Source organism: Pseudomonas sp. 102515 (genome assembly GCF_031085165.1).
Taxonomy (GTDB): Bacteria; Pseudomonadota; Gammaproteobacteria; order Pseudomonadales; family Pseudomonadaceae; genus Chryseomonas.
Genome location: NZ_JAVHTY010000003.1, coordinates 35,876 through 60,493, shown reverse-complemented (window position 1 = coordinate 60,493; position 24,618 = coordinate 35,876). Strand labels below are relative to the sequence as shown.

Here is a 24,618-nt window from a genome sequence, read left to right as displayed (position 1 = left end):
CGCCCTTGGGCGTCGGGTCCGCCCGCCACTGGCCAGTTGGCCTCATGACGGGGTGTTTCCCTGATCCGGGCGCGCGAACTGGCGCACCTGGATCTGAAAGCCGTTGCGCAGGCCCAGGTAGAGGCTCTCGCCCGCCTGCAGGCCGGCCGCCTGGGCCCAGCGCGCCAGTTCGTCCTGGTCGAAGCCCAGCCAGAGATCGCCACAGGCGGCGCGCGCCCAGGTCTGGTCGTGGGGGCAGAGGTCGGTGATCACCAGGCTGCCGCCCGGCGCCACGCGCCGCGCCAGCTGCTGCACGGCTTCCGCCGGTGCGGCCAGATGGTGCAGGACCATGTTGAGGACCACGCAGTCGGCCGCTGGCAGCGGCTCGGCGAGGGCGTCGGCCAGTTGCAGTTCGACATTCGCGAGACCGTCGCGCTGGCAGCGCTGGCGCGCCAGTTCGAGCATGGCCGGGCTGTTGTCCACCGCCACCACCCGGACGAAGCGCCGCGCCAGGTCCGGCAGGAAGGCGCCGTCGCCCGGGCCCACCTCCAGGGCGCAGCCGCGCGGATCCAGGGCCAGGGCGTCCAGCAGGCTGAGCAGGCCGTCGCGGTACTGCGGCAGGCTGGCGATCAGGTCCTGCTGGGCCTGGAATTTTTCCGCCACCCGGGCGAAGAAGTCGCGACTCACCGCCGCGCGCTGGGCATGCACCTCGCCGATCCGCGTCTGCACGGCGCTGGGCAGGGCCAGGGCGTCCACCTCTTCGAGCAGGGCGGCGTGCAGGGCGCCGCCCAGGCTGCCGGGACGCGGCAGGGCGCGGCGATAGAAGATGGCATTGCCCTCGCGGCGGGTGGCCACCAGCTGGGCCTGGGCCAGTACCTTGAGGTGGTGGCTGATGCCGGACTGGCCGGTGGCGAAGATCTGCGCCAGTTCCAGCACGCCGAAGGAGGCGCTGTGCAGGGCGCGCAGGACGTTCAGGCGCAGGGGATCGCCGCCGGCCTTGCACAGGGCGGCGAGGGTGTCTCCTGGTTCCTGGCCGAGCGCCGGCACGCGTAGTGGATTCATGGGGCGCTAGTCTAGAGACCCGCCCCGGGCCTCGCAAGAAAAGCATCAAAAAGTTTTGATGCTTTTCCACGGCGGCTGGCCGCGCATACCTTCGTCGAGGAAGGTAAGATGCCGGGGCCTTTTGCGCAGCGGTCTTCGCGGCGTTGCGGTAACGACCGCGAGACTCGCGCGTCCAAGCTGCAGCCCCCTTCCAGGAGCTTCACCGGGTAACCCATGTCCGTCCAACCACCATCCCCTTCCGCGCCTGCTGCCGGCACGCGCCTGGTGATCTGCGAGCACTGCGATTCGGTGCATCGCCTCGAACCCCTCGCGGCGGGCGAGCGGGCGCATTGCCTGCGCTGTGGCGCCTTGCTCTATCGCGCCAGCCGCCTGGACATCCAGGGCTTGCTGGCCCTGGCGATCGCCGCGGCGGTGCTGTTCGTGATCGCCAACGTCGGGCCGATCCTGCAACTCAGCTTTCGCGGCCTGCATAGCGAGGCGACCCTGCTGGAATCGGTGGTCGCCATGAGTCGCGGCTTCGCCGGACCCATGGCGCTGGTGGTGGCCATGACCCTGTTCGTGGTGCCGCTGCTGCAGATCGTCCTGCTGCTCTGGGTGCTCGGCTTCGCCCAGCTCGGCCGCCGTGCCCCCGGCTTCGCCACGGCCATGGTCACCCTGCATTACCTGCGGCCCTGGAGCATGATCGAGGTCTTCGTGCTCGGCGCCTTGGTGGCGGTGATCAAGCTAGCCGGGCTGCTGCACGTGGTGGTGGGCCTGGGGCTGTTCGGCATGGTCGGGCTGATGGTGGTCCTGCTGATCATCGCCAAGCGCGACCTGCACCCGCTATGGGACGCCGTCGGGGAGCGCGAGTCTTGACCGCGCCCCAGCTGCCGCCGCGCGCCGACGAACTCGGCCTGTGCCTGTGCCACGTCTGCGGCAAGGTCTGCACCGCGCCGCGCCGGCACAAGGCCGGCTGCCCGCGCTGCGGCTCGGCGCTGCACCGGCGCAAGCCCAATGTCTATGCCAAGACCTGGGCCTACCTGCTCGCCGCGCTGATCCTCTATATCCCGGCCAATACCCTGCCGGTGATGTTCACCGGTACCCTGGGTCGCGGCGTGGAGAGCACCATTCTCGAAGGGGTGATCGAGTTCTGGGAAGGCGGCTCCTGGGGCGTCGCCCTGGTGATCTTCATCGCCAGCGTGGCGGTGCCCTCCATCAAGTTTCTGGTGCTCGGCACCCTGCTGGTGAGTTGCCAGCGCCGCAGCGACTGGGCCACCGCCCAGCGCGCCCGGCTCTATCGCTTCGTCGAGCTGATCGGCTACTGGTCGATGCTCGACGTGATCGTGGTGGCCCTGGTCTCGGCGCTGGTGCACTTCGGTGCCCTGAGTTCGGCGGCGCCGCGCCTGGGTATCGTGTTCTTTGGTTTCGTGGTGGTGCTGACGATGCTCGCCGCGATGAGTTTCGATCCCCGCTTGATCTGGGATGCAGAGGTGAACGATGACGGACAGGCATGAACCCGACGCCCTGGCGCCTACCCCCGAGGTACGCCGCAGTCGCTGGAGCGTATCGCTGATCTGGCTGGTGCCCATCGTGGCGGCCCTGATCGGGCTGTCCATGGTGATCCACAGCTGGGCCTCGCGCGGGCCGACCATCACGGTGACCTTCCTCACCGCCGAGGGCCTGGAAGCCGGCAAGACCCAGGTCAAGTACAAGAACGTGGTGATCGGCACCGTCAGCGACATCCAGCTGGCGCCGGATCGCAACCGGGTGATCACCACCATCGAGCTGGAAAAGTCCGCCGAGGGCTTCGCCACCAAGGACGCGCGCTTCTGGGTGGTGCGCCCGCGCTTCGGCGTCAATGGCGTGTCTGGGGTCGACACCCTGGTGTCGGGTGCCTTCATCGGGGCCGACATCGGCGACTCCACCGAGTCCCATCGCGACTTCCGCGGCCTGGAGCAGCCCCCGGCGCTGATCCACGGCGCCTCGGGCAAGAGATTCATCGTCACTGCCGACGACATCGGCTCCCTGGACGTCGGTTCGCCGGTCTACTACCGGCGCATCCAAGTCGGCCGGGTGGTGTCCTTCCACCTCAACCAGGACGGCAAGGGTGTCAGCGCGCAGATCTTCGTCGATTCGCCCTACGACCGCTTCGTCACCGCCAACAGCCGCTTCTGGAACGCCAGCGGCGTCGATGTCTCGCTCAGCGCCTCCGGACTCAAGCTCAATACCCAGTCGTTGGCCACGGTGGTGGCGGGCGGCATCGCCTTCGTCACCCCGGAATGGCCCAAGGATCCGCAGGAGGCTCAGGAAGACCAGAGTTTCACCCTGTTCGACGACCAGACCAGCGCCCTGGCCCCGCCGGATGGCGAGCCCATCTACGTGCGGATGAGATTCCAGCAGTCGCTGCGTGGCCTCGCCACCGGCGCGCCGGTGGAATTCCTCGGCATGAACGTCGGCCGGGTAGTCTCCCTGACCCCCGATTACGACGATGCCCAGGATCGCTTCTCGCTGATCGTCGGCGCGGTCATCTATCCCCAGCGGCTGGGTGACGTCGGCAAACGCATCGAGACCAAGGACCGCGACGGCAAGCTGTTCGCCGGCTGGGTGGCCCGTGGCCTGCGTGCCCAGGCCCGCACCGGCAACCTGCTGACGGGGCAGCTCTACATTTCCGTCGACTTCGTGCCCAATGCGCCCAAGGTGGCCTTCGATCCCCAGGCCAAGCCGCTGTCGATCCCCACCGTCACCGGTAGCTTCGATCGCCTGCAGGAGCAGATGGCCGGCATCGTCAACAAGATCGACAAGATCCCCTTCGATTCCATCGGCAAGAATCTCGACACCAGCCTGGCGCAGCTCAGCGGCACCCTCAAGCAGCTCAACGCCGGCGTCCTGCCGCAGCTGACCACCACCCTGATGGGCGTGCAGCAGCTCACCGGCAGTGCCAGCCAGAGCCTGGGCGCGGATTCGCCGGTGCAGCAGAATCTGACCCAGACCCTGGAGGAGATGCAGCGCATGGCGCGCTCCCTGCGCGTGTTCGGCGACTACCTCGGCCGCCATCCGGAATCCCTGATCCGCGGTCTGGTGACCGATCCGCCGCCCAAGTTCGAACCGGGCTCCCGTGATCCCGCCAAAGGAAAACTGCAATGAAGCGCCTGACCTGCCTGGCTTTGCCCCTGCTGCTGGCCGCCTGTTCGTCCAAGGCGCCGCTCAACTACCACACCCTGACCAGCGCCGCGGAGCCCGCGGCCAAGGCGCGCACGGCGGGCTTTCGCTTCGCCCTGCAAGGCGTCTCGGTGCCGCCGCAGGTGGATCAGCCGCAACTGGTGGTGCGCCAGGGCGACGGCATCGCCCTGCTGGAAAACGAACGCTGGATCGCGCCCCTTGCCGACGAGGTGCGCAGTGCCCTGTCCGCCGACCTGTCCCGGGACCTCGGCACCCTGGACCTGGGCGATGCCCCGCGCGGCAGCGGCGCCCCCGTGCTGCGCATCAAGGTGGATCTGCAGCGCTTCGATTCGCAGCCCGGTCGCGGCGTCCAGCAGGACGCGCTCTGGACCCTGCGCCTGGCGGAACCGGGCGGCGAGCGGGTGCTCACCTGTGGCAGCCGGATCAGCCAGCCCGCCGGCGCCTCCTATGCCGAGGTCGTGGCGGCGCACCGCCAGGCCCTGGCGACCCTGGCCAGGCGCATCGAACCGGTGGCGCGGGCCTTCGTGGTCGACGGCGATACGGTCTGCCCGGCGGGCTGAGGCGACCGCGCCGATTGCTGGAAGTGCCCTGGCTGGGCCAGAATAACGGCCCCTTCGCTCTGCCTCTGCCAGGAGACACCGCAATGCCCAGCCGTCGTGATCGAGCCAACGCCATCCGCGCCCTCAGCATGGATGCCGTGCAAAAGGCCAACAGTGGCCACCCCGGCGCCCCCATGGGCATGGCCGACATCGCCGAGGTGCTCTGGCACGATCAGCTCAAGCACAACCCTGGCAATCCCCTGTGGGCCGACCGCGACCGCTTCGTGCTGTCCAACGGCCACGGCTCCATGCTCATCTATTCGCTGCTGCACCTGTCCGGCTACGACCTGTCCATCGACGATCTGAAGAATTTCCGTCAGCTGCACAGCAAGACCCCGGGCCACCCTGAATACGGTTACGCCCCGGGCATCGAGACCACCACCGGTCCCCTGGGCCAGGGCATCGCCAACGCCGTGGGCTTCGCCCTGGCGGAAAAGGTCATGGCCGCCCAGTTCAACCGCGATGGCCACCGGATCGTCGATCACCACACCTACGCCTTCCTGGGCGATGGCTGCATGATGGAAGGCATTTCCCACGAGGTCTGCTCCCTGGCCGGCACCCTGGGCCTGTCCAAGCTGATCGCCTTCTATGACGACAACGGCATCTCCATCGATGGCGAGGTCGAAGGCTGGTTCACCGACGACACCCCCAAGCGCTTCGAGAGCTACGGCTGGCAGGTGATCCGCAACGTCGACGGCCACGACGCCGACGAGATCAAGACCGCCCTGGATACCGCGCGCAAGAGCGACCAGCCCACCCTGATCTGCTGCAAGACCGTGATCGGCTACGGCGCGCCGCACAAGCAGGGCAAGGAAGAGTGCCACGGCGCCCCCCTGGGCAACGACGAGATCCAGGCCGCCCGCGAGCTGCTCGGCTGGTCCCACGCGCCCTTCGAGATTCCCGCCGACCTCTATGCCGACTGGAGCGCCCGTGAGCGCGGCGCCGCGGCCGAGGCCGAGTGGAACGAGCGGTTCGCCGCCTATGCCCAGGCCCATCCGCAGCTGGCCGCCGAGTTCAAGCGCCGCATGGCCGGCGACCTGCCCGCCGATTTCGCCGAGCGCGCCGCCGCCTTCATCCAGGACGTGGCCACCAAGGGCGAGACCATCGCCAGCCGCAAGGCCAGCCAGAACGCCCTGCAATTCTTCGGTCCGCTGCTGCCCGAGCTGCTCGGCGGTTCCGCCGACCTGGCTGGTTCCAACCTGACCCTGTGGAAGGGCGCCAAGGGCGTCACCGCCGAAGATGCCAGCGGCAACTATGTCCACTATGGCGTGCGTGAATTCGGCATGAGCGCCATCATGAACGGCGTCGCCCTGCACGGCGGCCTGGTGCCCTACGGCGCCACCTTCCTGATGTTCATGGAATACGCCCGCAACGCGGTGCGCATGTCGGCGCTGATGAAGCAGCGGGTGCTCTATGTCTTCACCCACGACTCCATCGGACTCGGTGAGGACGGCCCCACCCACCAGCCGGTGGAGCAGCTGGCCTCGCTGCGCTACACCCCCAACCTGGACACCTGGCGTCCGGCCGATGCGGTGGAATCCGCCATCGCCTGGACCGCGGCCCTGGAGCGTCGCGACGGTCCCAGCGCGCTGATCTTCTCGCGCCAGAACCTGGCCCACAGCGTGCGCGACGAAGCTACCCTGGGCAACGCCGCCCGCGGTGGCTATGTGCTCAAGGACTGCGTGGGCGAGCCCGAGCTGATCCTCATCGCCACCGGCTCCGAAGTCGGCCTGGCGGTGCAGGCCTACGAGCGCCTGACCGCTGAAGGTCGCAACGTGCGCGTGGTCTCCATGCCCAGCACCAGCGTCTTCGACCGCCAGAGCCCCGAGTATCGCCAGCAGGTCCTGCCGGTGGAAGTCGGCGCCCGCATCGCCATCGAAGCCGGCATCGCCGACTTCTGGTACAAGTACGTCGGTCTCGACGGTCGCATCATCGGCATGCACACTTACGGTGAATCCGCCCCGGCGGCGGCGCTGTTCGAGCACTTCGGCTTCACCCTGGACAACGTCCTGGCGGTGGCCGGTGAGTTGCTGGAAGACTGAGGTCGCAGCGGTCATACGAAAGCCCCGCCTAGGCGGGGCTTTTTTGTGCCTGACCGGCAGCACAGGCCCTCAGGGATTCACCCGCAGGCTCGGCCCTGCCAGGGCATCGCCGTGGATCTCTTCGCCGACCGGTCCGGGGACCACCGCGGTCTGGCATCCGGCAGCCTGTGTCTGGGCTGGCGCAGGGGCAGGAGCAGGCGGAAGGGCAGCGTCCAGGGCCGGGCGACAAAGGTATTGCGATAGCCCTGGCGGAAGTCGTTAGCGCCGACTTTCTTCCAGTACTTGGGGCTGGCGCCCCTAGTGGCGGACTTCGGTCAGCAGCCAGAGCTGCGTCCAGTCGGCGCGCGGATGCTGTTCCAGCCGCAGGAAATGCCCGCTCACCAGGCTGGGCTGGTCGCTCGCGTCCTGGGCTGGGTGGGCGTCGCCTCCCAGGCATTCCAGGTGCCGGCTGCTCAGGCGCTGGCCGCTCACGCGATCGGTGAAACGACTGGGAAAGCCATAGTCTTCCTGCGCGGGCCGGGCCAGGGTATCGGTGGCGCTCTGCAGGCGCAGCCGTGGTTGTAGCGGGTCGTGATCGCGCAGGGTGGCTGCGCTGCTGCGGACTTGCAGACCGACCGCCAGGTGGCTGATCACGGGTTCGTCCGCCACCAGGCCGCTGCCGGGCCGATAGCGGGTGGCATCCAGTTGCGCAAAGCCGGTGGCGTCATCACCAAACACCAGCCCATGACCGTCGCGACGATGCTGGTGATGAAAGTGCAGGCCCTCTTCCTCGCAGAGGCGGGTGAGAAAGGCCAGATCGCTTTCACCGTACTGCACGCAGTAGTCGCGTGGCGGATAGCGCGTGGGCCCCAGGGCGAAGCGATAGTCGCCGTCGAGGATGCCGTGCTCCTCGAGGAGCTGCGCCAGGATCTCGGGCACGCTGCGCCCCTGGAAGATGCGGGAATCGACGCAATGAGCCAGGTGGGCCAGGCGTGGCACCAGCTCGGCGCGATAGCGGGTCAGGCGCCGGACGGAATCGCCTGGGCCACGGCGGCGCGCTGGCCGTGGATGCCCTGGTCACCCGGACCCAGGCGAGAAAGGCGGGTCGCTGCAACAGTGATTCCAGCGGCCGTCGAAGGCGAGCATCGGGAAATCGTCGGCGACGCCGTCCAGCGTCAGGGTGAAGATCGGGGCATTGGCTGAACTGGACATCGCATCGCGTCCTTGCGAATCGAAAGTCCAATTTGCGCTACCGGACTGCTCCGGCTCAAGTGCTGGGAGGCGCATTATAGAGCCTTTTGACAGGTGAGTTTGGGTGCGGTGCCGGGCTAGGACGCGGCGAAGAGATCCCGCGGCGGCGGCAGCGCGCCTTCCAGCTCCAGCAGGAATTGCTTGGTCGGCAGGCCGCCACCAAAACCGGTCAGGGCGCCGGACGCCCCTATCACCCGGTGGCAGGGCAGCACGATGGGCAACGGATTGCGCCCGTTGGCGGCGCCCACCGCGCGCATCGCCTGGGGCCGACCGAGGTGGCTGGCCAGCTGACCATAGCTCCAGGTCTGGCCGTGAGGAATCTTCGCCAGGGCCTGCCAGACCGCCAGTTGGAAGGCGGTGCCGCGCGGTGCCAGCGGCAGTTCGAACGTCTGGCGCTGTCCGGCGAAGTACTCGCCGAGTTGTGCGCGGGCCTGGGCCAGGATCGGATGGTCGGCGGCGCTCCAGCTGGCGTCGCGCTTGGCCAGGTAGCGATTCTCGGGAAATTCCACCACGCGCAGGCCACTGTCGTCGGCGGCCAGGGTGAGCGTACCTATGGGGCTGTCCAGCAGGCAGTAGGCGATCATCGGGGCGACTCCTGGGCGAAGTGGGTGGGAACGGGTTCGGCGGGGGCGTCGGCGGGCGCCTTCCAGGTGGCTTCGCGCCAGACCTGCATCACCCCGTAGGCGCGCCAGGGTCGCCAGGCTTCGGCGCGGGCGTACAGGGCCTTGGCGGTGAGGCGCTCGCCAGGCGGCGCCAGGCGCTTCTGCAGCACCAGGTCTTCCACCGGGCAGGCATCGGGATGGGCGAGGGCGCGCAGGGCGATGTACTGGGCGGTCCAGGGGCCGATGCCCTTGAGCGCGATCCAGCGCCGGGCGAAATCGTCCAGGGTGCGCCCGGTGTCGAAGTCCACCTGGCCGGCGCGCAAGGCCCGGGCCACCGTGCCCAGGGTACCGGCGCGGGCGCGGATCAGGCCGAGGCCGGTGAGGTCTTCCAGGGCGGCATCGGCCAGGGCGTCCACCGTGGGAAAGAAGTGGTGCAGGCCTACTGGCGGTCGACTGGCCTCGTGACCGGGCTCGCCCCACGGGCGACCGAAGCGCTGCACCACCCGGGCGGTCATGGTGGTAGCCGCCACCACGCTGACCTGCTGGCCGATGACGGCGCGGACGGCGATCTCGAAACCGTCCCAGCCACTGGGCAGGCGCAGGCCGGGCCGGCGTGCCACCAGATCGGCCAGGGTCGGGTCGACCGCCAGGCCCTGGGCGATGGCCTGGGGATGGGCGTCCAGATCGAACATGCGACGAATACGCGCCACTGCCGCTTGCAGCTCTCCAGGCGCGGCGCCGTGCAATTCCAGGCGCAGAGCCGGCGTATCGGCGTCCCAGGCCGAGACGCGCAGCCAGCCGGGTTGTTCGGGGGTGCCGATCACCCGGGCGTAGCTGGTGTCGTCCAGCACCTCGACGCCGGGCAGGGCGTGGCCGCGGAGGAAATCCAGCTGGGCGGTGAAGTCGTAGGGCGGTCTATAGCCCAGGCGCAGGACCAGCACCGGCGAGGCTGCGGCCTGCCCCTTGCGCACCTGACTGGGGGCCAGGTCGTAGGCGTCGCGAAAGGCGGTGTTGAAGCGTCTCAGACTGCCGAAGCCGGCGGCCAGGGCCACCTCGGTGATGGGCAGCCGGGTCTCGCTGAGCAACTGCTTGGCGAACAGCAGCCGGCGGGTGGTGAGCACCGCCAGGGGCGCCGCGCCCAGGCGCTCGACGAACAGCCGGCGCAACTGGCGTTCGCTGAGGTCGAGACGGGCGGCGAGGGTGGGCAGGCCACCTTCCTCCAGGCCTTCGTCCATCAGTCGCAGGGCCCGCGCCAGGGTCGCATCGCCGCGTTGCCAATGGCCGCCTGCGGGGGAGAGCTCCGGGCGGCATCTCAGGCAAGGGCGATAGCCGGCGGCCTCGGCGGCCGCGGCGCTTGGGTAGTAGCTGACGTTTTCCGGGCGTGGCGGTTGCGCCGGGCACACCGGCCGGCAATAGATGCCGGTGGTGAGCACCGCGGTGTAGAACAGGCCGTCGAAACGCGGGTCCCGCGCCAGGCGGGCGCGTTCGAAGACAGGAATATCGGGGAAGGCGTTCATGGCGGCAGGTTAGCACCGCCGGGTAGGGGTGACTGGCCGTTTTCGGACGGGACCGCTGAGGTGGAGGCCGTCGCGGCCATGGCTACGATGAACCGTAGGTTGGGCTGAGACGGTTCCATCGTCGAAGCCCAACAGCGCGGACGCCGAGGCAAGATCTGTTGGGCTTCGCTGTGCTCAACCCAACCTACCGCAGCTGCGATCGGGGCTCAGAAATTCCAATCCTCGTCCTCGGTACTGACCGCCTTGCCGATGACATAGGACGAGCCCGAGCCGGAGAAGAAGTCGTGGTTCTCGTCGGCGCCGGGCGACAGGGCAGCCAGGATCGCCGGGCTGACGTCGGTCATGCTGCTGGGGAACAGCGCCTCGAAACCGAGGTTCATCAGCGCCTTGTTGGCGTTGTAGTGGAGGAATTTCTTCACGTCCTCGCTCCAGCCGACGCTGTCGTAGAGGTCCTCGGTGTAGGCCACCTCGTTGTCATAGAGGTCCTGCAGGAGCTCGTAGGCGAAGTCCTTGACCTGCTGGCGACGCTCCGGCGCTTCCTTGGCCAGGGCCTGCTGGAACTTGTAGCCGATGTAGTAGCCGTGCACCGCCTCGTCGCGAATGATCAGGCGGATCAGGTCGGCGGTGTTGGTCAGCTTGGCGCGGCTGGACCAGTACATCGGCAGATAGAAGCCCGAATAGAAGAGGAAGGACTCCAGAAAGACGCTGGCCACCTTGCGCAGCAGCGGATCCTCGGCGTGGTAGCGCGCGAGGATCAGATCGGCCTTGGTTTGCAGATAGGGATTCTCCTCGCTCCAGCGATAGGCTTCGTCCACGTCCGGCGTCGAGCAGAGGGTGGAGAAGATCGAGCTGTAGGAGCGCGCATGCACGGCTTCCATGAAGCCGATGTTGGCGATCACCGCTTCCTCGTGGGGAGTGACGGCATCGGCCAGCAGGGTCGGGGCGCCCACGGCGTTCTGGATGGTGTCCAGCAGGGTCAGGCCGGTGAAGACGCGGATGGTCAGCTGCTGCTCCTTGGGCGTCAGGGTCGCCCAGGAGGGGATGTCGTTGGACAGCGGGATCTTTTCCGGCAGCCAGAAGTTGCCGGTCAGGCGGTTCCACACCTCCAGGTCCTTGTCGTCCTGGATGCGGTTCCAGTTGATGGCGTTGATGCGGTTCAGGCGCGGGGCTTTGACGGATGCATTCATGACCTTTTCCTCACAGGCTGCAGGACACGCAGCCCTGCACCTCGGTGCCTTCCAGGGCGGCCTGGCGCAGGCGGATGTAATAGAGCGTCTTGATGCCCTTCTTCCAGGCATGGATCTGCGCCCGATTGATGTCGCGGGTGGTGGCGGTGTCGCGGAAGAACAGCGTCAGCGACAGTCCCTGGTCGACATGGCGAGTGGCCTCGGCATAGGTGTCGATGATCTTTTCCGGGCCGATCTCGTAGGCGTCCTGGTAATACTCCTGGTTGTCGTCGGCGAGGTAGGGCGCCGGGTAGTAGACGCGGCCCAGCTTGCCTTCCTTGCGGATCTCCACCTTGGCGACGATGGGGTGGATGCTCGAGGTGGAGTGGTTGATGTAGGAGATCGAACCAGTGGGCGGGATGGCCTGGAGGTTGCGGTTGAACAGGCCGTGCTGCATCACCGAGGCCTTGAGTTCCTGCCAGTCCGCGCGGGTCGGCAGGCGGATGCCGGCCACCTCGAACAGCTCGGCCACCCGCGGGGTACGGGGGGTGAAGTCGCCCTCGGTGTACTGGTCGAAGTATTCGCCGCTGGCGTACTTGGAATCGGCGAAGCCGTGGAAGCTCTGGCCGCGTTCGATGGCCAGGCGATTGGAGGCGCGCACCGCGTGATAGGTGACAGTGTAGAAATACAGGTTGGTGAAATCCAGGCCTTCCGCCGAACCATAGTGGATGTGCTCGCGGGCCAGGTAGCCGTGCAGGTTCATCTGCCCCAGGCCGATGGCGTGGGAGGCGGCATTGCCGGCGGCCACCGAGGGCACGCAGCGGATGTCGCTCATCTCCGAGACCGCGGTGAGGCCGCGGATGGCGGTTTCCACGCTGCGGCCCAGGTCCGGTGAATCCATGGTGCGGGCGATGTTCAGCGAGCCCAGGTTGCAGGAGATGTCCTGGCCGATGTGCTCATAGCCCAGGTCTTCGTCGAAGCGGCTGGGGGTGTTGACCTGCAGGATCTCCGAGCAGAGGTTGCTCATGTTGATGCGTCCGGCGATGGGATTGGCGCGGTTCACCGTGTCTTCGAACATCAGGTAGGGATAGCCGGACTCGAACTGGATCTCCGCCAGGGTCTGGAAGAACTCCCGGGCGTTGATCTTGCGCTTGCGGATGCGCGCATCGGCGACCATCTCCGCGTACTTCTCGCTGACGCTGATGTCGGCGAAGGGCACGCCGTAGACTCGTTCCACGTCGTAGGGCGAGAACAGGTACATGTCGGCATTGCGCTTGGCCAGCTCGAAGGTGATGTCCGGGATGACCACGCCGAGGGACAGGGTCTTGATGCGGATCTTCTCGTCGGCGTTCTCGCGCTTGGTGTCGAGGAATCTCAGGATGTCCGGGTGGTGGGCGTTGAGGTAGACGGCGCCGGCGCCCTGGCGCGAACCCAACTGGTTGGCATAGGAGAAGGCGTCTTCCAGCAGCTTCATGATCGGAATGATGCCCGAGGACTGGTTCTCGATGCGCTTGATCGGGGCGCCGACCTCGCGCACGTTGCTCAGCAGGAAGGCCACGCCACCGCCGCGCTTGGACAGCTGCAGCGCCGAATTCACGGCGCGGCCGATGGATTCCATGTTGTCTTCGATGCGCAGGAGGAAGCAGGACACCAGCTCGCCGCGCTGGCGCTTGCCGGCGTTCAGGAAGGTCGGGGTGGCCGGCTGGAAACGGCCACTGATCATCTCGTCCACCAGGGACTCGGCCAGCTGTTCGTCACCGCGCGCCAGACTCAGGGCGACCATGCACACCCGGTCCTCGTAGCGTTCCAGGTAGCGCTGGCCGTCGAAGGTCTTGAGGGTGTAGCTGGTGTAGTACTTGAAGGCGCCGAGAAAGCTCTGGAAGCGGAATTTGTAGGCATAGGCGCGCTCGAACAGCGCCTTCACGAAGGCCGGCGCGTATTGCTCCAGCACCGCCGCCTCGTAGTAGCCCTTCTTCACCAGGTAGCCGAGTTTCTCGTCCAGGTTATGGAAGAACACGGTGTTCTGGTTGACGTGCTGCAGGAAGTACTGGCGCGCCGCCTGGCGGTCCTTGTCCAGTTGCAGCTCGCCGTTGGGACCGTAGAGATTGAGCATGGCGTTGAGCGCGTGGTAGTCCGCGTCGCTGCCGGTCGGGGTCAGGCCTGACGTTGCCAAAAGTCGTTCACTCCCGTGCGCACCCGGTCGACATCCTCCGTCGTGCCGAGCAATTCGAATTGGTAGAGCAGGGGCACCGCGCATTTCTGGGCGACGATGCGTCCGCCCAGGCAGTAACCCTCGCCGAAGTTGGTGTTGCCCGCGGCGATGACGCCGCGGATCAGGGCGCGGTTGTGCGGATCGTTGAGAAAGTGGATGACCGGCTTGGGCACCGCGCCCTTGCTGCCACCGCCGCCATAGGTGGGCAGCACCAGGATGTAGGGCTCGCGGGCCTGGAGCGGTTCGGCGGCGGGGTCCTGGGGGATGCGCCGCGCCGGCAGGCCGAGCTTCTCGACGAATCTGTGGGTGTTCTCCGAGGTGCTGGAGAAATACAGCAGCTCGCCCATGGTCTGAGCGCCTCAGGCCACCAACTGGCCGAGCTTGTCCGGGCGGAAGCCGGCCCAGTGGTCGTCACCGGCCACCACCACCGGCACCTGGCGATAGCCCAGGGATTCCACGGTCTGGCGCGCCTGGGCGTCCTGCTCGATATCCACCACCTGGTAGGTGATGCCCTGGCGATCCAGGGCACGATAGGTGGCGTTGCACTGCACGCAGGCGGGCTTGCTGTAGATGGTGATGGTCATGGCTGACTCCTGTCCTCAGTGGGGCGAATTCAAAGGAAAAAGCCTGACGCCAGCCGGCGTTTGCCAGGGCGGCGCGGGTCTCTTCCTTCGAGTTCGGCTTGGGCCTCAAGTTCGGTCCAGATACTACATATGGTGTTTTGTAATTTCTATAACACAACAAGTGGGGTTTTTGATCTGGGTCATGCTGTTGATCTATCACCCCTGGGTAACGATTGCTGCTTGCCCCTGAAGGGCTCCTTGGGTAGTCCTGACGTTCATGGAACTACCTTCACCGTTGCTCGGCTGACAACGATCCCGCGCGGATGCGGCAGGAGGCCCAGGCTAGGCGGCGGATTTCTTTCCTGTCTGCCAAGGAGAACGCCTTTTTGTAGTGCGAAAGTCGACCTGACTACCCTGGCGACTCCCATTCGTCGTCGAACCGCCGCATAATCGGCCTTTCGCTTGCGCCCGGGTCCGTTCACGCATGAGTTCCGCTCGCTATCGCCTCGCTCTCAACGGCTACGGTCGCATCGGTCGTTGCGTGTTGCGTGCGCTGCACGAGCGCGGCGCGGCCACCGAGCTCGCCATCGTCGCTCTCAACGATCTGGCCGACCGGCCCAGCCTGGAATATCTCACCCGCTTCGACTCCACCCATGGCCGCTTTCCCGGGCGGGTCGCGCTGGAGGGTGAACGCCTGCGCATCGGCGACCAGGCCCTGGCGATCCGCCGGGAGGCCGAACCGGAGCGGGTCGACTGGGCGGCACTGGACGTCGATCTGGTGCTGGAATGCTCCGGTGCCTTCAGCACCCGCGCCGAGGCCGGGCGCTTCCTGGCCGCAGGCGCGCCGCGGGTGCTGTTCTCCCAGCCCATGGTCAGCGAGACCGACGTGGACGCCACCGTGGTATACGGGGTCAACCAGCAGGCGCTGCGCGGTGACGAGACGCTGGTCTCGAATGCCTCCTGTACCACCAACTGCAGCGTCCCGGTGCTGAAACTTTTGCACGAGACCCTGGGTCTGGAGTACGTCTCCATCACCACGATCCACTCGGCCATGAACGACCAGCCCGTGATCGACGCCTACCATGCCGAAGATCTGCGGCGGACGCGCTCGGCGTTCCAGTCGATCATCCCGGTGGCGACCGGCCTGGCGCGAGGCATCGAACGGCTGCTGCCCGAGCTCGGCGGGCGCATCCAGGCCCGTGCCGTGCGCGTACCCACGGTCAATGTCTCCTGCCTGGACATCACCTGCATCGTCGGCCGCGACACCACGGCCCCCGCCCTCAACACCCTCTTGCGTGATGCCGCCCGGAGCGGTCCCCTGGCCGGGCTGATCGACTACACCGAGTTGCCCCACGCCTCCTGCGATTTCAACCACGATCCCCATTCCGCCATCGTCGATGGTAGCCAGACCCGCGTCTCCGGTCCCCGACTGGTCAATCTGCTGGTGTGGTTCGACAACGAATGGGGCTTCGCCAACCGCATGCTCGACGTCGCCGGCCATTGGCTGCGCATCGCCAAGCCCACCTGAAACAAGCACAACTAAGGGATTGCCTGTATGTCCGTGTTGAAAATGAGCGACCTCGATCTGAAGGGTAAGCGCGTCCTGATCCGCGAAGACCTCAACGTTCCGGTGAAGGAAGGCCAGATCAAGAGCGATGCCCGCCTGGTCGCCGCCCTGCCGACCCTCAAGCTGGCCCTGGAAAAGGGTGCCGCCGTCATCGTCTGCTCGCACCTGGGCCGTCCCACCGAGGGCGAATTCAGCGAGGAAAACAGCCTGGCACCGGTCGCTGCCTATCTGGGCAAGGCCCTGGGCCGCGAGGTGCCGCTGGTGAAGGACTACCTGGGCGGCGTCCAGGTCGACCCGGGTCAGCTGGTACTGCTGGAGAACGTGCGCTTCAACGTGGGCGAGAAAAAGAACGCCGATGACCTGGCGAAGCGCTATGCCGCCCTGTGCGACGTCTTTGTCATGGACGCCTTCGGCACCGCCCACCGCGCCGAGGGTTCGACCCACGGCGTGGCCAAGTTCGCCAAGGTCGCTGCGGCCGGTCCGCTGCTGGCCGGCGAGCTGGACGCCCTGGGCAAGGCGCTGGGCAATCCGGCCCGGCCGATGGCGGCCATCGTCGCCGGCTCCAAGGTGTCCACCAAGCTGGACGTGCTCAATTCCCTGGCGCAGATCTGTGACCAGCTGATCGTCGGCGGCGGCATCGCCAACACCTTCCTGGCCGCAGCTGGCTACAAGGTCGGCAAGTCGTTGTACGAAGCCGATCTGGTGGACACCGCCAAGGCCATCGCCGCTAAGGTCAGCGTGCCGCTGCCGGTCGACGTGGTGGTCGCCAAGGAATTCGCCGAGACCGCCGAAGCCGTCACCAAGTCGATCAACGACGTGGCCGACGACGACATGATCCTCGACATCGGCCCGGTGAGCGCCCAGCAATTCGCCGACCTGCTGAAGTCGGCCAAGACCATCCTCTGGAACGGTCCGGTCGGTGTCTTCGAATTCGACCAGTTCGGCGAAGGCACCCGCACCCTGGCCCAGGCCATCGCCGACAGCGATGCCTTCTCCATCGCCGGCGGTGGCGACACCCTGGCCGCCATCGACAAGTACGGCATCGGCGAGAAGGTCTCCTATATCTCCACCGGCGGCGGCGCCTTCCTCGAATTCGTCGAGGGCAAGGTCCTGCCGGCCGTCGAAGTCCTCCAGCAACGCGCCCAGGAGTAATCGCCATGCGTACGCCGCTGCTCGTCTGTTCCGCTGTCCTGATGCTGGCCGGTTGCGCCGGTGGCAATGCCGACAAGGCCTGCGCGGTGTTCGCGCCGCCACCCGCGGCGGCCGCCACGCCCACGGCGCAGAACGGCGAGCGCGTCGATACGCTCACTGGCAACGCCAGCCGTCCTGCCAGCGGTTGCGCCCAGTGAAGGGGCGCACGCTCGCCCTCGGTCTGCTGAGTCTCGCCCTGCTGGCCGGTTGCGCCGGCCGTGGCGCGCAGCAGACCGGCGGCTGGACCCACTGGGTCTGCGATTCCACGGCGGCCTTCGACTGGCGCTATGTGGATCGCAGCCAGTCCATCGTCGACCTCAAGCTGGAAGGCGATGGCCTGATCCGTCATCTCAACCGCGAACCGGCCACCGACGGCCAGTCCTATACCGACGGGCTGGTGGCTTTGCATATCCGCGGCGACCAGGGACTCGTCTACTGGATCGCCAGCAACGACCTCATCGGTCGCGGCTGCCGGACGCCTTGAACGGGCGAATGTCAGCTGAACCGATTAATCCAGGGCGGCCAGGGGTCGGCCGCTTGAACCCTGCCAGCCGCTCATGCAGGCTGGCGCCACCACCGCCTTTGTAGGGAGATAATCACCAATGGCACTCGTCAGCATGCGTCAGCTGCTGGATCACGCCGCCGAATTCGGCTATGGCGTTCCGGCCTTCAACGTCAACAACCTCGAGCAGATGCGCGCCATCATGGAAGCCGCCGACAAGACCGATTCGCCGGTCATCGTCCAGGCCTCCGCCGGTGCCCGCAAGTACGCCGGCGCTCCCTTCCTGCGTCACCTGATCCTGGCCGCGGTGGAAGAATTCCCGCACATCCCGGTGGTCATGCACCAGGACCACGGCACCACCCCCGACATCTGCCAGCGTTCCATCCAGCTGGGCTTCTCCTCGGTGATGATGGACGGCTCGCTGATGGCCGACGGCAAGACGCCGTCCGACTACGACTACAACGTGCGCGTCACCCAACAGACCGTGGCCTTCGCCCACGCCTGCGGCGTGTCCGTGGAAGGCGAGCTGGGCTGCCTGGGCAGCCTGGAAACCGGCATGGCCGGTGAAGAAGACGGCGTGGGCGCCGAAGGCACCCTGGATCACAGCCAGCTGCTGACCGATCCGGAAGAAGCCGCCCAGTTCGTCAAGGCCACCAAGGTCGACGCCCTGGCCATCGCCATCGGCACCAGCCACGGCGCCTACAAGTTCACCAAGCCGCCGACCGGGGACACCCTGTCGATCCAGCGCATCAAGGAAATCCATGCGCGTATCCCGGACACCCACCTGGTGATGCACGGCTCCAGCTCGGTGCCCCAGGAGTGGCTGAAGATCATCAACGAGTACGGTGGCGACATCAAGGAAACCTACGGCGTGCCGGTCGAGGAGATCGTCGAAGGCATCAAGTACGGCGTCCGCAAGGTCAACATCGACACCGACCTGCGCCTGGCCTCCACCGGTGCCATCCGCGAGTTCATGGCCAAGAACCGTAGCGAGTTCGATCCGCGCAAGTACCTGGCCAAGACCGTGACCGCCATGCGCGATGTCTGCATCGCCCGTTACGAAGCCTTCGGCACCGCCGGCCAGGCCTCCAAGATCAAGCCGATCTCCCTGGACGTCATGTTCGAGCGTTATGCCCGCGGCGAACTGGATCCCAAGGTCAACTGATCCGGGATGTAGAAAAGGCCCCGCAAGGGGCCTTTTTTTCGCCTGTCGATCGCTTGGCGCATGAACGGCGGCGCGCCGCTCCTTACCGCTCGGTCGCGGTCAGGACCTCTTCCATCCAGGCGACCATGGCGGCGCCGTCCATGCCCAGGCAGACCGTTACCAGCGGGTTGCCGGACCAGCGCCCGTCCAGGTAGGCGCGACCCTCGGGCGCGAAGAAGGTCTGGCCTTCCGCCAGACCTTCGGTACCGACGCTGAGGTGACCGCGCGCGGTGTGGAACAGCTCGGGGCGGCGCAGGTAGGCGAGGGCGCAGCTGTCATGGGGATGGCAGCCGTCGATGTCCTTCACGCTGCGGTAGAAGTCCGCATAGAAATCATAGCTGCGGGCAAGCACCTCACCGAGGGCGCCCTGGCGCGCCGCGATGCGCTGCAGGCGCGGCGGGTCGAGCACGGCGCGGTGGGTGGCGTCCAGGCCGACCAGAGTCAGCGGCCAGGGGGCGGCGAAGACCCGCGCCGCGGCATGGGGATCAGAAAAGATATTGGCTTCGGCCACCGGCGTGACGTTGCCCGGCTCGACGATGGCGCCGCCCATCACCACCACCTCGCGGACGCGCTCGGCGACCGTGGGATCCAGCGCCAGGGCGAGGGCCAGGTTGCCCAGCGGCCCGACCGCCACCAGGGTGATCTCACCCGGTCGCAGGCGGGTCTGCTCGACGATGAAGCGCGCCGCATCCAGGACATGGGGCGTCTGGCTCGGCGCGGGCAGCTGCTGGTTGCCCAGGCCATCCTGGCCGTGCACGTGCAGGGCATGGTTGCCGGCCCGCTTGACCAAAGGTTCGGCGACACCCGCAGCGACGGGCGTATCCCGGCCGGCCAGCTCGGTGAGCAGCAGGGCGTTACGGGTCGCCGTGGTGACCGGCACATTGCCAAAGGTGGTGGTCAGGCCGATCACCTCGAATTCGGGATCGGCAAACAGCAGGGCGATGGCCTGGGCGTCGTCCACGCCAGGATCGGTATCGAAGATGATGGGAAGGGACAAGAGGCTTTCTCCGGCTCAGATCTCTTCCCAGGCTACCCGAGGGGTAGCGCCCCTGCTAGCTGGGCAGGTCCAACTCGCCCAGTGCATCCGGCTGGTTGCGAAACGCCCGGGCAAAGACCTCGCGATTGCGGGCCATGAACAGCCCCAGGTCTTCGCACTGCTTCTCGGCAAGACCGGGTACGGCCTTGTCCAGCACGCTGGCGAGCGACTCAGCCAGCTCCAACATTTTATCGTGACGATCGGCTTCGGCTTTATCCATGAACAGGCGCTCCGGATCTCGGCTGCTGCGATACAACACTTCGACGGCCATGCGTCACCTCGTATTCTGTATCTGGTTATATATACAGTAGTTGGCTTGCCACGGGATTGCAAGGACTACCGCTCGGCGGTCAGCCTCCGGCGAGTCATGGCAATTTGCCAATCGTTCGACATTTCTGCGTGTCTCCGAATTTGCCTCGGGAAACTTAAGCGCGGAAGCTGGTCTCTGAGTCTGGACCAAACGGGCATCACAGCCCGCCTTTATCCGGATCACCTCCGGCTCACGGAACGAGACCGCCCATGCCTGCCATCTTTATCCGTCCGCTTATTGCCGCGCTTGGCCTCTCTGGGTCGACCGAGGTGCGGGCGTGAGTTCGACCCTCATCATCCTGGCCATCACCGTCGCCAGCTTCCTGCTGGGGTTCCTGCGGGACCTGCTGATCGCCCGGCAATTCGGTGTGAGTTGGGAAGCCGACCTGATCTTTGTCGCGCTCATCCTGCCAGTGTTCTTCGAGAGCTTCTTCGGCCTCGCCCTGCGCGATGCCATGATTCCCTATCTGCAACGTATCCGTGACCGCTGCAACGTCCAGTACGAGCAGGTCGGTCGCTGGCTGTACTGGCGCATCGGCCTGTTCGGCCTGCTGCTGTCGGTGATCGGTGTCCTCGCCAGTCCCTGGTTGATGCATGCCCTGGCCCCCGGCTGGAGCGATGAGCAGGTCGAGACCGGCAAGCTGGTCTTCGCCGTCGGGACCCTGCTGATCTGCGTGCAGGCCATCCTCTATTGCCAAGGCGCGCTGCTCAACCTGGATCGCATCTTCATCCTGCCGATGACCCGCACCCTGATGCTCAATCTGGGCGCCATCCTGGCCATCGTCATCCTGCAGCCGAGTGGCATCGCGCTGTTCACCGGCATGCTGCTGCCCCAGGTGCTGCTGATCGTCATCCAGCACCGGCGGCTGGGTTATCTCAGCCAGCGCTCGGTAGCCTTCGAGAAGCCCGAGGGCAGTCCCTTCGCCGTGACCTTCGCCCCGGTGCTGCTCGCCGCCGGTGCCCAGCAGGGCTGCATGCTGGCGGAGCGCTTCTTCGCCTCGCTGCTGGCCGAAGGCAATATCACCATGCTGTCCTTTTCCTACCGCATCGTGACCATTCCGCTGACGCTCTATGCGCTGTCCATCCTGGCGATGATCTTTCCCGAGCTGACCCGCAGCTGGAACGAGGGCAATGCCGACAAGTACAGCGCGCTGATGCGCAAGGCGCTGCTCGGGACCCTGCTGTTCCTGGTGCCGGCCGCCGTGGTGCTGTTCAGCTATTCGGAGCCGGTGGTCAAGGTCCTGCTGGAGCGCGGAGCCTTTGGCGCCGAGCAGAGCGCGGCGACCGCGACCCTGGTGGTGGCCTATGCCCTGGGCCTGCCCTGGATGGGACTGGCCCTGCTGTGGGGGCGTGCCCTGCTGTCGCAGCAGCGTGCCCGGACCTTCCTCTACACCACCCTGGCCAGCTCCTTCATCACCGTGGCGCTGGACGCTGCCGTTTACCAGCCGTTCGGTGCCCAGGGGCTGGCCTATTCCTTTACCACCGGGGCCTTCCTGCAGGCCGTGTTCATGGCGCTGGCGCTCTATCGCCACTCGCTGGCCGGGCTGCACCTGTCGCTGCTGCTGCGCTGGTTCAGTGCCGGCAGTGCGGTGGCCCTGCTGAGTTTCCTGTTGCCCAAGCCGGTCGGCCTGCTGGAGCTGATCATCAGCGTCAGCGTGGCGATGCTGGGCTTCCTGGTGCTGTTGCTGGCGCTGGGCGAACGTGACCTGTTCCGCCGCGGCTATTGGGCGCGCGGTAATGACGGCACGGGGCGCGCAGAACCGACGAGTTGAACCGCCGTCGCTGGACGGCAAGGAAAAAGGTGGCGATCTGCAGCCATTGATCGCTATCTGTTACGAAGTCGTGAATTTTTGATTTGGCTTCGAGTCGCACGGAAAGATTGATCCCAGTCAAAGAATTTCTGATGGAAGCGGTTTTTCCATTTGCAAGAGATCGGACACGCAGTTGGGGTCGGCACTTCGCATGGTGGCTTTGCTCGCCACCGACATTCTCTTTGAAAGGAATCGATCCTATGTCCTCCCAATCCCCCGTCACCCGTATCGGCATCGTCGGTACCGGCATGATCTCGCGCTGCCTGGCCCGGCTCATCAGCCGTCACTATGACGACATGACCGTGACCCGCGTCCTGACCCGCCGGCCCATCGCCACGGTCACCGACTATCCGCTGACCGAGGCGCTCACCCAGTCGGTGGCGGATCTCATCGATCATTGCGATCTGCTGGTGGAATGCAGTGGCGACCCCTACCACGGTACCGAGATCATCGAGCGCGCCTTCGAAGCTGGCATCAAGGTGGTCACCATCAATGCCGAACTGCAGGTGACGACCGGTTCCTACCTGGCTGGCAAGGGTTTCCTGACCGAGGCCGAGGGCGACCAGCCGGGTTCGCTGGCGGCGCTGCACGAAGAAGCCGTGCAGATGGGCTTCAAGCCGCTGGTCTACGGCAACATGAAGGGCTATCTGAACCATAACCCGACGCCGGAAGACATGGCCTACTGGTCCGCGCGCCAGGGCACCAGCGTCGACCAGACCACCTCCTTCACCGATGGCACCAAGGTGCAGATCGAGCAGGTGGTGGTGGGCAACAACTATGGCGCCACCATCACCCGCCAGGGTCTGGAAGGCCTCAACTCGACCAACCTGCAGGACAGCGCGAACATCCTGGCGCAGATGGCCGAGCAACTGGGCAAGCCCATCGTCGACTACGTGATCCCGAGCGGCTACTCTGCGGGTGGCGTCTTCGTCGTCGGTCGCCATGACGAAGACCAGGCCGGCGCCATCGAATACTTCAAGCTGGGCAAGGGTCCGTACTATGTTCTGGTGCGCCCCTTCCACCTGTGCTCCCTGGAGGTCGGCAAGACCCTGAGACGCGTCATCGCCGGCGGCAAGATCCTGCTCAACAACTCCACCACGCCGACCCTGAGCGTGGCCGCCATCATGAAGAAGCCCATGGCGGCAGGCGACGTCATCGAGCGCGGCATCGGTGGCTACAGCGTGCGCGGCGAAGCGGTGAAGATCGCCGAGTGCCCGGATCACCTGCCGATCGGCCTGCTCAAGCACAGCGTCCTGAAGCGAGCCATGGAGCCGGGTCAGATCGTCACCTTCGACGACGTCGAACTGACGCCCAGCCGCGCCCTCGACATCGTCCTGCAACAGCACCGCGAAGCCATCCATCGCCAGCTGCTGGAAACCCAGCTGAGCGAGGCGGCCTGGAACGCGGCTGCCGACCTGGCACCGGTGGCGCTGCCCAAGGCGGTGGGGGCGGTCCTGTCCTGATTCCGCTGACACGGAAAGCGAAGGGGCCCTGAGGGCCCCTTTTTTATTGCCCGCCGCTGGCGGCTACGCGGAGGCGGGCAACGGTCGCGGGCAATTCGTCCATATGGGCGATCAGCGCGGTCACGCCCAGGGCGCTCAGGGTCTCGCCATGGCTCGGCGGAATATGGCTGGCACCGGTGAAGCCAATGACGCGCATGCCGGCGGCCAGGGCCGCGCGTGCGCCGGTGGCGCTGTCTTCGATCACCAGGCAGCGCTCCGGCGCGACGCCCAGGGTCCTGGCCGCGAGCAGATAGACATCGGGTGCCGGCTTGGGCTGGGCGACCATGTCGGCGCTGAAGATGTGGCCCGCTACCCGCGCCACCAGATCGGCCCGGCGGACCGAGGATTCGACGCTGTGCCTGAGGCTGTTGGAGGCGACCGCCAGCGGCAGGTCGATGCTCTCCAGGGCACGCTTCACCCCGGGAATGGGCTCGACGCTGGTAGCGATCAGCGTTTCCGCCTGGGCGCGCAGGTCGCTGAACAGCGCCGGCGGCAGGGTGATGCCGAAGCGCTGTTCGACCAGGGCGAAGATATCCCGGGTGGTCAGGCCGAAGGTGCCGTGCAGCAGGGCCTCGAGTTCGGCGCGCGGCGCATGGGCGGCCAGGCCGTCGAGGACGACCCGCTCGGCGAGGATCTCACTGTCGACCAGCACGCCATCGCAATCGCTGATCAGCAGTTCCACAGGGGTGACGTTCATCGGTATTCCTTGCAGGGGGATTTCAGGGCGGAGCAGTGGGCTCCAGGCCCTTCGACAGAGGCGGCAGACGGCGGCGAAGCAGTCTGGGCGCGGTTTTGCAGGGCTGTCCGGGTGGTCGAAAACCGGCTCGACAGTACCTTGCGCGGCATGACAAAACAGCCCTTGTCAAAAAGGATTTCGCCCTCCGGAGGGTAATCGCTTTCCAGAAAAATATGGCGTAGAGTTCGAGAACTGTGTTTGCTTGGGTCGCCGTCGATCGTGACCTGAGGCGGTAGGCTCTTCGTCCACCCCTTGCTGCTCGATTCTTGTTACTCCTTGCAACTCAGTACCGGGCGTCTGGTCAATGCAACGCATTACCGCGCCAGCCAGTGTCAATAACAAACTCGTGATTCCAAGGAGCAACACCCGTCATGTCGAATCGTCAGAACGGTACCGTCAAGTGGTTCAACGAAACCAAAGGCTATGGCTTCATCACTCCCGAGAGCGGTCCGGACGTGTTCGTGCACTTCCGCGCCATCGAAGGCACTGGTTTCAAGACCCTGGCTGAAGGCCAGAAGGTCAGCTTCGAAGTCGTGCAAGGCCAGAAGGGCATGCAGGCAGAGCGCGTACAGGTCGTCTGACACCTGACGTCGCCCGAAGCTCACGAAAAACCCCGGCCTGGCCGGGGT

At 66.3% G+C, this 24,618-nt stretch carries 24 protein-coding genes and 1 pseudogene; 13 read left to right on the top strand and 12 right to left on the bottom strand.

Annotated features, from left to right (window positions below):
* Positions 1-42: 42 nt before the first annotated feature.
* Complete coding sequence (locus RCF34_RS11650; RefSeq protein WP_308708315.1) at positions 43-1,041, bottom strand: metalloregulator ArsR/SmtB family transcription factor; 999 nt, start codon at positions 1,039-1,041, stop codon at positions 43-45.
* A 213-nt stretch (positions 1,042-1,254) separates the two neighbouring features.
* Here RCF34_RS11650 and RCF34_RS11645 point away from each other — a divergent pair, with 213 nt between their 5' ends.
* The 5 genes from RCF34_RS11645 to tkt all read left to right on the top strand — a co-directional run bounded on the left by RCF34_RS11645 (position 1,255) and on the right by tkt (position 6,841).
* Complete coding sequence (locus RCF34_RS11645; RefSeq protein WP_308708314.1) at positions 1,255-1,896, top strand: paraquat-inducible protein A; 642 nt, start codon at positions 1,255-1,257, stop codon at positions 1,894-1,896.
* The gene (locus RCF34_RS11640) at positions 1,893-2,534 is read left to right on the top strand and encodes a paraquat-inducible protein A (protein ID WP_308708313.1); all 642 of its coding nucleotides are present in this window, start codon (positions 1,893-1,895) and stop codon (positions 2,532-2,534) included. The genes RCF34_RS11645 and RCF34_RS11640 overlap by 4 nt, the downstream gene beginning before the upstream one ends.
* On the top strand, positions 2,518-4,164 hold the full coding sequence (locus RCF34_RS11635) for an MlaD family protein (RefSeq protein ID WP_308708312.1): 1,647 nt from the start codon (positions 2,518-2,520) through the stop codon (positions 4,162-4,164). The genes RCF34_RS11640 and RCF34_RS11635 overlap by 17 nt, the downstream gene beginning before the upstream one ends.
* The gene (locus tag RCF34_RS11630) at positions 4,161-4,760 is read left to right on the top strand and encodes a PqiC family protein (RefSeq protein WP_308708311.1); all 600 of its coding nucleotides are present in this window, start codon (positions 4,161-4,163) and stop codon (positions 4,758-4,760) included. The genes RCF34_RS11635 and RCF34_RS11630 overlap by 4 nt, the downstream gene beginning before the upstream one ends.
* 83 nt (positions 4,761-4,843) lie before the next feature.
* Positions 4,844-6,841 carry a transketolase gene (gene tkt, locus RCF34_RS11625; RefSeq protein ID WP_308708310.1) on the top strand — a complete coding sequence of 666 codons (1,998 nt, stop codon included), beginning with the start codon at positions 4,844-4,846 and terminating at the stop codon, positions 6,839-6,841.
* A 297-nt stretch (positions 6,842-7,138) separates the two neighbouring features.
* On the opposite strand, the pseudogene tssI reads toward tkt, so the two are convergent.
* The 8 genes and pseudogenes from tssI to nrdH form a co-directional block, all read right to left on the bottom strand.
* A pseudogene (tssI, locus tag RCF34_RS11620) lies at positions 7,139-7,846 on the bottom strand (type VI secretion system tip protein TssI/VgrG); the annotation flags it as partial.
* Between the two features lie 51 nt (positions 7,847-7,897).
* The gene (locus RCF34_RS11615) at positions 7,898-8,032 is read right to left on the bottom strand and encodes a hypothetical protein (protein WP_308708309.1); all 135 of its coding nucleotides are present in this window, start codon (positions 8,030-8,032) and stop codon (positions 7,898-7,900) included.
* A 116-nt stretch (positions 8,033-8,148) separates the two neighbouring features.
* Entirely contained in the window at positions 8,149-8,655 is a 507-nt protein-coding gene (locus RCF34_RS11610; protein WP_308708308.1) for a methylated-DNA--[protein]-cysteine S-methyltransferase, read from the bottom strand.
* Positions 8,652-10,190 carry an AlkA N-terminal domain-containing protein gene (locus RCF34_RS11605; RefSeq protein ID WP_308708307.1) on the bottom strand — a complete coding sequence of 513 codons (1,539 nt, stop codon included), beginning with the start codon at positions 10,188-10,190 and terminating at the stop codon, positions 8,652-8,654. The genes RCF34_RS11610 and RCF34_RS11605 overlap by 4 nt, the downstream gene beginning before the upstream one ends.
* A 206-nt stretch (positions 10,191-10,396) precedes the next feature.
* Positions 10,397-11,377, bottom strand: a complete 981-nt coding sequence (nrdF, locus tag RCF34_RS11600) for a class 1b ribonucleoside-diphosphate reductase subunit beta (RefSeq protein ID WP_308708306.1) — start codon at positions 11,375-11,377, stop codon at positions 10,397-10,399.
* 10 nt (positions 11,378-11,387) lie between these two features.
* Complete coding sequence (gene nrdE, locus RCF34_RS11595) at positions 11,388-13,529, bottom strand: class 1b ribonucleoside-diphosphate reductase subunit alpha (RefSeq protein WP_308708305.1); 2,142 nt, start codon at positions 13,527-13,529, stop codon at positions 11,388-11,390.
* Positions 13,511-13,915: a class Ib ribonucleoside-diphosphate reductase assembly flavoprotein NrdI gene (nrdI, locus tag RCF34_RS11590; RefSeq protein ID WP_308708304.1), complete on the bottom strand. Its 405-nt coding sequence runs from the start codon at positions 13,913-13,915 to the stop codon at positions 13,511-13,513. Before nrdI ends, nrdE begins: the two co-directional genes overlap by 19 nt.
* 12 nt (positions 13,916-13,927) lie before the next feature.
* Positions 13,928-14,152 (bottom strand): glutaredoxin-like protein NrdH, encoded by a 225-nt coding sequence (gene nrdH, locus RCF34_RS11585; RefSeq protein ID WP_059230613.1) that lies wholly within the window; start codon positions 14,150-14,152, stop codon positions 13,928-13,930.
* Positions 14,153-14,615: 463 nt separating this feature from the next.
* Here nrdH and epd point away from each other — a divergent pair, with 463 nt between their 5' ends.
* The 5 genes from epd (at position 14,616) to fba (ending at position 18,556) form a co-directional block, all read left to right on the top strand.
* Positions 14,616-15,659: an erythrose-4-phosphate dehydrogenase gene (epd, locus tag RCF34_RS11580; RefSeq protein WP_308708303.1), complete on the top strand. Its 1,044-nt coding sequence runs from the start codon at positions 14,616-14,618 to the stop codon at positions 15,657-15,659.
* A 27-nt stretch (positions 15,660-15,686) separates the two neighbouring features.
* Positions 15,687-16,850, top strand: coding sequence for a phosphoglycerate kinase (locus RCF34_RS11575; protein ID WP_308708302.1), 1,164 nt, complete (start codon positions 15,687-15,689; stop codon positions 16,848-16,850).
* A gap of 5 nt (positions 16,851-16,855) precedes the next feature.
* Positions 16,856-17,047, top strand: coding sequence for a hypothetical protein (locus RCF34_RS11570; protein WP_158890124.1), 192 nt, complete (start codon positions 16,856-16,858; stop codon positions 17,045-17,047).
* The gene (locus RCF34_RS11565) at positions 17,044-17,373 is read left to right on the top strand and encodes an MliC family protein (RefSeq protein ID WP_308708301.1); all 330 of its coding nucleotides are present in this window, start codon (positions 17,044-17,046) and stop codon (positions 17,371-17,373) included. Before RCF34_RS11570 ends, RCF34_RS11565 begins: the two co-directional genes overlap by 4 nt.
* A gap of 118 nt (positions 17,374-17,491) precedes the next feature.
* On the top strand, positions 17,492-18,556 hold the full coding sequence (gene fba, locus RCF34_RS11560; protein WP_308708300.1) for a class II fructose-bisphosphate aldolase: 1,065 nt from the start codon (positions 17,492-17,494) through the stop codon (positions 18,554-18,556).
* Between the two features lie 82 nt (positions 18,557-18,638).
* Here the strand turns inward: fba and RCF34_RS11555 are convergent, their stop codons facing one another.
* Positions 18,639-19,592: a nucleoside hydrolase gene (locus RCF34_RS11555; protein ID WP_308708299.1), complete on the bottom strand. Its 954-nt coding sequence runs from the start codon at positions 19,590-19,592 to the stop codon at positions 18,639-18,641.
* 55 nt (positions 19,593-19,647) lie between these two features.
* Positions 19,648-19,902, bottom strand: coding sequence for a YebG family protein (locus RCF34_RS11550; RefSeq protein ID WP_007161283.1), 255 nt, complete (start codon positions 19,900-19,902; stop codon positions 19,648-19,650).
* 316 nt (positions 19,903-20,218) lie between these two features.
* On the opposite strand from RCF34_RS11550, the gene RCF34_RS11545 reads away from it, so the two are divergent.
* Complete coding sequence (locus tag RCF34_RS11545; protein ID WP_308708298.1) at positions 20,219-21,712, top strand: lipid II flippase MurJ; 1,494 nt, start codon at positions 20,219-20,221, stop codon at positions 21,710-21,712.
* Between the two features lie 287 nt (positions 21,713-21,999).
* Entirely contained in the window at positions 22,000-23,214 is a 1,215-nt protein-coding gene (locus RCF34_RS11540) for an NAD(P)-dependent oxidoreductase (protein ID WP_308708965.1), read from the top strand.
* 43 nt (positions 23,215-23,257) lie between these two features.
* On the opposite strand, the gene RCF34_RS11535 is transcribed toward RCF34_RS11540, so the two are convergent.
* Positions 23,258-23,950, bottom strand: coding sequence for an HAD-IA family hydrolase (locus RCF34_RS11535; protein WP_308708297.1), 693 nt, complete (start codon positions 23,948-23,950; stop codon positions 23,258-23,260).
* Positions 23,951-24,360: 410 nt separating this feature from the next.
* Between RCF34_RS11535 and RCF34_RS11530 the strand changes: the two genes are divergently transcribed.
* Complete coding sequence (locus RCF34_RS11530; RefSeq protein ID WP_133860530.1) at positions 24,361-24,570, top strand: cold-shock protein; 210 nt, start codon at positions 24,361-24,363, stop codon at positions 24,568-24,570.
* Positions 24,571-24,618: the final 48 nt, after the last annotated feature.